General features: G+C 58.0%; 7 protein-coding genes and 1 tRNA gene. All 8 read right to left on the bottom strand.

All coding sequences use genetic code 11. From position 1 onward, the window contains the following. Nucleotides 1–53: 53 nt before the first annotated feature. Nucleotides 54–986 carry an IS5 family transposase gene (locus ACP15U_RS06195; RefSeq protein WP_425043710.1) on the bottom strand — a complete coding sequence of 311 codons (933 nt, stop codon included), beginning with the start codon at nucleotides 984–986 and terminating at the stop codon, nucleotides 54–56. A gap of 299 nt (nucleotides 987–1,285) precedes the next feature. Then, nucleotides 1,286–1,362, bottom strand: a tRNA-Arg gene (locus ACP15U_RS06190). 142 nt (nucleotides 1,363–1,504) lie between these two features. Then, on the bottom strand, nucleotides 1,505–2,725 hold the full coding sequence (locus tag ACP15U_RS06185) for a cysteine desulfurase (RefSeq protein WP_425044268.1): 1,221 nt from the start codon (nucleotides 2,723–2,725) through the stop codon (nucleotides 1,505–1,507). Beyond that, on the bottom strand, nucleotides 2,718–3,308 hold the full coding sequence (locus tag ACP15U_RS06180; protein WP_425044267.1) for a Yip1 family protein: 591 nt from the start codon (nucleotides 3,306–3,308) through the stop codon (nucleotides 2,718–2,720). The genes ACP15U_RS06185 and ACP15U_RS06180 overlap by 8 nt, the downstream gene beginning before the upstream one ends. Next, complete coding sequence (locus ACP15U_RS06175) at nucleotides 3,305–3,808, bottom strand: YIP1 family protein (protein WP_425044266.1); 504 nt, start codon at nucleotides 3,806–3,808, stop codon at nucleotides 3,305–3,307. The genes ACP15U_RS06180 and ACP15U_RS06175 overlap by 4 nt, the downstream gene beginning before the upstream one ends. After that, entirely contained in the window at nucleotides 3,808–5,091 is a 1,284-nt protein-coding gene (gene sufD / locus ACP15U_RS06170) for a Fe-S cluster assembly protein SufD (protein WP_425044265.1), read from the bottom strand. The genes ACP15U_RS06175 and sufD overlap by 1 nt, the downstream gene beginning before the upstream one ends. Continuing rightward, nucleotides 5,091–5,846 (bottom strand): Fe-S cluster assembly ATPase SufC, encoded by a 756-nt coding sequence (gene sufC / locus ACP15U_RS06165; RefSeq protein ID WP_425044264.1) that lies wholly within the window; start codon nucleotides 5,844–5,846, stop codon nucleotides 5,091–5,093. Before sufC ends, sufD begins: the two co-directional genes overlap by 1 nt. Before the next feature lie 74 nt (nucleotides 5,847–5,920). Further along, entirely contained in the window at nucleotides 5,921–6,235 is a 315-nt protein-coding gene (locus ACP15U_RS06160) for a YbjQ family protein (RefSeq protein WP_425044263.1), read from the bottom strand. Nucleotides 6,236–6,237 lie beyond the last annotated feature (2 nt).

Raw genomic sequence — 6,237 nt, 5'->3', positions numbered from 1 at the left:
GCTTTGTTGCACAAATCCTGTGAGGATGGGACTTCCCCTTTCCCCGGACGGATTTAGCCTACGGCTTCTGTGACGGGAATGCCAAGAGCGGTATAGCGGTTGAGGACTGCGACACGGATTTGGATCTCTGCGACCTGCCGATCAAAGTCTCTCGCCATGAGACTTTGCCCCATCAGCTTCACACAGTGCATCTTGGTCTCGACACGGCTTCTTCGGTGGTATCCGCTCCATTGTCGCCAAATGGCGCGGCCCAAGTATCGTGAGGCGTTAACCGCTTCGTTCCGGGCGATGGCTCCGGCGCTGCTGGGTTTCCACGGCTTGGCGTTCTTACGCGGCGGAATGACAGCGTGGGCATTCCGGGCGGCAATCGCGTCATGGCATTTGCGCGTATCATAGGCCCCGTCGCCGGTTACTGATCCGATGTCCTGGTCGTTGGGGATCTGGTTCAGCAACTCAGGCAACATGGGCGCGTCACCGATGTTGCTGCTGGTAACCTCGACCGCTCGAACCTCCAACGTTTCCTCGTCGATCCCTATGTGTATCTTGCGCCAAATGCGTCGTTTGGGACCGCCATGCTTGCGTGCGTTCCATTCGCCTTCACCTTCAGCTTTGATGCCTGTGCTATCAACCAGAAGGTTCAGCGGGCCGGTACTGCCACGATACGACAGGTCCACGTTCAGCGTCCTCTGGCGGCGGCACAGCGTGCTGAAATCGGGAACTGCCCAGTCCAGCCCGACCAACTGCAACAAGCTTTCCACAAAGCCTGTCGTCTGTCGGAGCGGAAGGCCAAACAGCACCTTGATCGTCAGGCAGGTTTGGATCGCAGCATCACTAAAGCTGTGTCGCCGACCGCGCTTGCCGCTCGGTGGCGGAACCCAGACCATATCAGGGTCAAACCAAATCGACAGCGACCCGCGCCGTCTCAACGCCTCATTGTAAGATGACCAATTCCTGGTCTTGTATTTCGTGGGGGCCCAACTGCTCATGACGCACAGCTATCACGCTGGATTCACACAGTGAATCCCTCAACCGATTTGTGCAACAAAGCCAGCGCCCCCACACGTCGGCTGCGGCCATGTGTGGGGCATGGTAACGGGTTCTGGGACCGTTTCCGGTTTCGAGTCCTGGTCTTCGGTCGTCTTCATATTAGTGTCAAAGCGATCCGGTGGATCTCGGTTCCGGTGTTGGTGGATCTGCTGACCGACCGTAAAGACTCACTACCGATGGCGCGAGTATTCCCCAGGGCATACCCAATTTCTGTAAGTCATTGATTTATAAGGGGTTATGGCGCACCTGAGAGGATTCGAACCTCTGGCCTCTGCCTTCGGAGGGCAGCGCTCTATCCAGCTGAGCTACAGGTGCCTAGGCCGTGGATATAGGCCATCGCAGGGGGCGCTGCAATCACCAATCTCGCGGATTTGCACGCTTTCTTGTCGATGTGCGTTTACCGACGCAGCGCCCGCTGCGCCATTGAACCGTTGGGAGAAAACCTTCGTCAGATCACTCAGGCGAACAGGTCGTGCGCCAGTTCCAGTGCCTCGACCAGCGTGTCAACTTCGGCCTTTGTGTTGTAAAGACCAAAGCTGGCCCGACAGGTTGCCGTCACACCAAGATGATCCATCAACGGACCGGCGCAATGATGCCCGGCGCGAACCGCCACACCTTTCTTGTCGAGGATGGTAGAAATGTCATGGGCATGCCCGGCCCCGTCCAATGTGAACGAGAAGATTGCCGCCTTGTCCGCAGTGGTTCCCTGCACTTGTAGCCAATTCAACCCCGTGAGGCGTGTCATGGCATAGTCGCGCAGGCCGGCCTCATGGGCTGCGATGTTCTCCATCCCGAGGCTCATCATGTAGTCCAGCGCCACGCCGAGGCCGATGGTTTGCACGATACCCGGTGTGCCTGCTTCGAACTTCATTGGCGGATCGTTATAGATCACCTGATCCTTGGACACTTCTCGGATCATGTCCCCGCCGCCAATAAACGGGCGCATCTCATTCATCCGATCTCGTTTGATGTAGATCGCACCGGAGCCGGAAGGTCCGTATAATTTGTGCCCGGTGATGGCATAAAAATCGCAGCCGATATCTTTGACGTCGACCGGCATGTGCACCGCACCCTGCGAGCCGTCGACCAGCACCGGAACGCCCTTAGCATGCGCGCCTTCGGTGATGGCTTTCACATCCACAACGGTTCCCAGCACGTTCGAGCATTGGGTTACGGCAACCAGTTTTGTCCGTGGGCCGATTGCGTCGATCACCGCCTGCGGGTCGAGCGCCCCGGTCGTATCCACATCAACCCATTTCAGCACCACGCCCTGCTGTTCGCGAAGAAAATGCCACGGAACGATGTTAGCGTGGTGTTCCATGACACTAAGAACGATCTCGTCGCCCGGTTCCATCCGTGGCATGGCCCAGCCATAGGCCACGAGGTTGATACCTTCGGTGGTACCCGAGTTGAGCACGATCTCATTCTCATCCGGAACACCAAGAAACCGTGCAACATTCCCCCGCACAGCCTCATATTTTTCAGTCGCAAGGTTGGAAAGAAAATGCAGGCCCCTGTGAACGTTTGAGTACTCCTCGGCATAGGCGCGCGTCACCGCATCGATCACGACCTGAGGTTTCTGTGCCGAGGCACCGTTATCGAGATATGTGAGCGGCTTGCTGTTCACCTCTCGGGACAGGATCGGGAAATCGGCGCGGATCTTTTCCACGTCATACATGAGGCATTCCTCCGCCAATCGCGCCGCCCATCAGCGACAGCAGGACCATCATTGCAAGGGCAATGGCAAAGACTGCGCCGAGCAATACAAAAACGGCCCGACCCAGAGAATTCAAGCGATGCGCTTCGTTGATGAAATGCACCATGATGTAAAGACCGACCAGCGCCGCCGCCAGCACTAGCAGCATTGACAGGATCGGAACCGTCAGCATCAGAACCAGCGCAACAGCCTGCAGGGCAACCCTGAGAAGTTGCATCCAAACCATCAGGGCCATGACGTCGTTGAAACTGCCCTGCCCGCCCATGGCCCGGCCAACAAAGGTGAGCGAGGTTATGGTCAGTACCAACCCGCCACCGACAATGGCGCCGTAGATGGTTGGCGATGTCACCTGAACCGGCATGTCAGCTGGTGCCGGAACCAGCAGGTTCGACAACATGAACAGGAAGCAGTTGAGAACCACGGCAAGGAACAATGCCAGCCACAGCACGTTCCGCGGCAGATTGAGCGCCAAGACCTGCTTGGCAGCGTCTTGCGGGCGAGTAATCGTGGTAACGGCCAGAGGCACCAGATCCTGTGGTGTCATGCCGGTTCCTTTCCGACTTCGATAACCTTTCCGGCTTCGATGAGGTTGGACAACCAGAACCACAGGAATACCGCAGCCCAGAGCGCACCGACAATCGACATTGCAGTCCCCGGTCCGATCATGCCCGCCACCAGCCCATGCAGCAGCATTAGCGGGGTCGAGGCCAACAAGGACCAGAACAGCGCCAACCGTGCCGCATAGGCCGTTGGCTTTGAACCAAAAAGACGCGCGACAACGAAGGACACGAAGGAGAGGATATATAGCAGGAGCGGCAGGATGATCACTGTTCCCAGCAATGCCCCACCCAGCAACATGTTCAACTCGACGCCTTCCAGATGTGCCTTGCGTGCCAGCAGCGGCATCTGCGCAATGAACGCCACCACGCAAAAGGCCATGACGAATGCAAGGGCCCGATCCTCGCGCTGCCCCATCGAAAGAAGGCGGCGCATGACCTTGCCCGGCCCCCGATAGGTAGCCGCGATATCAGCGGTGACGGGCATCAGCCGCGACGACGGGCCAGCCAGCCCTCGAGCCGGGACACGATGTCATCTGCCAGTGCTTCGTCTTCGATCTCCTCAACCGCTTCGGCCAGGAAAGCCAGGGTCAGCAGATCGGTGGCATCGGCCGCGGGAACCCCGCGCGAGCGCAGGTAGAACAGCGCCGTTTCGTCGATCGCACCCGAGGTCGAGCCATGCGAACAGGCGACGTCATCGGCATAGATCTCAAGCTCGGGCTTGGCGAGAAACTGGCTGTCGTCATCCAGCAGCAGTGATTGGGAAATCTGATATCCGTCAGTCTTTTGCGCGCCTTCCTTCACCAGAATTTTGCCCTGAAAAACGCCGGTCGCGCCGTTGCGCAGAACCTTCTTGAACACCTGACGGCTTTCGCAATTCACCGCGTCATGGGTGATGAACACCGTGTCGTCATGGTGGAAATCGCCATCCCCGACACAGGCGCCCGCCACATGGGCCACCGCGTTGTCCCCGGTGATTTCGACCACCTGTTCGTTGCGGGTGAGCACGCCGTTCACTGTGAGAGTAAAAGACTTATAAACCGACTCTTCTCCCAACCGGGTGAATATGCCGGTCACAGCCCTGCGCTCATGGTCACGGCCTTGCGCCCGAACATGATGAAGCGTGCCGCCATCAGCGATGTCGATCTCTATGCATTTGTTGAACCGAGCTGCCGCCGGACCGTTCTCCAGAATGGTCGCCACGGCGCCACTTTCGACCCGTATCACATGATGCAGAAACACGTCAGAACTATCTGATTTATGAGTATAAATCAGACTGATCGGCTTGCTTGGCCGGCCCGTAATCCGGATCGCCACGCCATCACCTGCATATGCGGTATTCAGTGCCGCGAGCGGACGCTCTACCGGTGTCTGGCCCCGGGCTTCCAATGATCCGTATAGCTCTTCTGCCCAGTGGGCATCCGTGCAGCATACATCTTCCAACCGATCGATTTCCACGCCTTCCAACGACAGGTCGTCCGACAGGTCCGGATCGAAAACGCCATCGACAAAATGAATCTTCAGGCGGTCGAACCCGTCGAACATGAGCCCTTCGTCATGTTCGAAAACCGCCGCCCTGGGCGCGCCAGCCTGAACCAGTGTGTCCGGCCGGGTGTATTTCCAGTATTCATCACGGCGCTGCGGCAGGCCCATGGCGCGAACCCGAGCCAAGGCTGCTTCGCGGGCTTTGCCCGTGCAACCGACCTGCGGCAACTCCATCGCCGCCAGCCGTTCCTCGGTGGCGGAGTGTTTGCGATCGTCCAAAGCCATCAGTCCACCTCGGCAAGAATGTCGGCATACCCGTTGCTTTCAACTTCGAGCGCAAGCTCAGGACCGCCGGATTTCACAATGCGCCCGTCGGCCATAATATGCACGACGTCAGGTTTAATATGATCCAGAAGCCGCTGATAATGTGTGATAACAAGGAAGCCACGCCCCTCGTCCCGCAAAGCGTTCACACCCTCGGCCACCAGCTTCATCGCATCCACGTCCAGCCCCGAGTCGGTTTCGTCGAGAATGCACAGCTTGGGTTCCAGCATCGCCATTTGAAGGATTTCGTTGCGCTTTTTTTCACCGCCGGAGAAGCCGACATTGACCGGACGCTTGAGCATGTCGGCGTCGATTTTCAGTGCCTTGGCCTTTTCCCGCACCAACTTGAGGAAATCCGCTGCGCTCAGCTCGTCCTCGTTGCGGGCCTTGCGCTGTGCATTCACAGCCGTCCGCAGGAAGGTCATGTTGCCGACACCGGGGATCTCGACCGGATACTGGAATGCCAGAAAGAGCCCGGCGGCCGCGCGTTCTTCAGGCTCCATCTCCAACAGGTCTTCACCATTCAGATTGGCTGCACCCTCGGTGACCTCGTACCCGTCGCGGCCCGACAAAACATAAGACAGCGTCGACTTACCCGACCCGTTCGGCCCCATGATCGCGTGCACCTTGCCCGCTTCGACGGTCAGGTCCACACCCTTGAGGATCTGCTTGTCTTCTTCTTCAAGTTTGACGTTCAGATTCTTGATTTCGAGCATTTTTTCCTCGTTTCACATAACTCGGCAGCATCGGCCGCCTGTATTCGTTCCAGTGCCTGAGCACCGATTCATCCCTATCCGAGCACCACTGCTGTACCGCTGGCTGATACCATCAGCATGGAGCCCCCGACCACTTCGTAATCCAGATCAACGCCGACAACCGCATTGGCTCCCTTGGCCGTGGCGCGGTCCTGAAGTTCGGCTATCGCTGTTTCGCGGGCATCCTGCAATTTGCTTTCATAGGCACCGCTGCGACCACCGACGATATCGGTAATACTGGCGAACACGTCCCGCACGACATTGGCACCCATTATGGCCTCGCCCACGACGATGCCTTTGTATTCGGTGATGCGATGCCCTTCGACATTGTGTGTGGTCGTGACAATCATGC

Source organism: Primorskyibacter sp. S87 (assembly GCF_049801055.1).
In the GTDB taxonomy this organism is placed as follows: Bacteria; Pseudomonadota; Alphaproteobacteria; order Rhodobacterales; family Rhodobacteraceae; genus JBNAGF01.
The sequence above is the reverse complement of the archived record's forward strand: the minus strand, read 5'-3'. Positions and strand labels throughout refer to the sequence as shown.

Coding starts and splice junctions, on each gene's coding strand:
- ACP15U_RS06195 (WP_425043710.1), bottom strand. CDS start 986: ATGAGCAGTTGGGCCCCCACGAAATACAAGACCAGGAATTGGTCATCT.
- ACP15U_RS06185 (WP_425044268.1), bottom strand. CDS start 2,725: ATGTATGACGTGGAAAAGATCCGCGCCGATTTCCCGATCCTGTCCCGA.
- ACP15U_RS06180 (WP_425044267.1), bottom strand. CDS start 3,308: ATGACACCACAGGATCTGGTGCCTCTGGCCGTTACCACGATTACTCGC.
- ACP15U_RS06175 (WP_425044266.1), bottom strand. CDS start 3,808: ATGCCCGTCACCGCTGATATCGCGGCTACCTATCGGGGGCCGGGCAAG.
- sufD (WP_425044265.1), bottom strand. CDS start 5,091: ATGGCTTTGGACGATCGCAAACACTCCGCCACCGAGGAACGGCTGGCG.
- sufC (WP_425044264.1), bottom strand. CDS start 5,846: ATGCTCGAAATCAAGAATCTGAACGTCAAACTTGAAGAAGAAGACAAG.
- ACP15U_RS06160 (WP_425044263.1), bottom strand. CDS start 6,235: ATGATTGTCACGACCACACACAATGTCGAAGGGCATCGCATCACCGAA.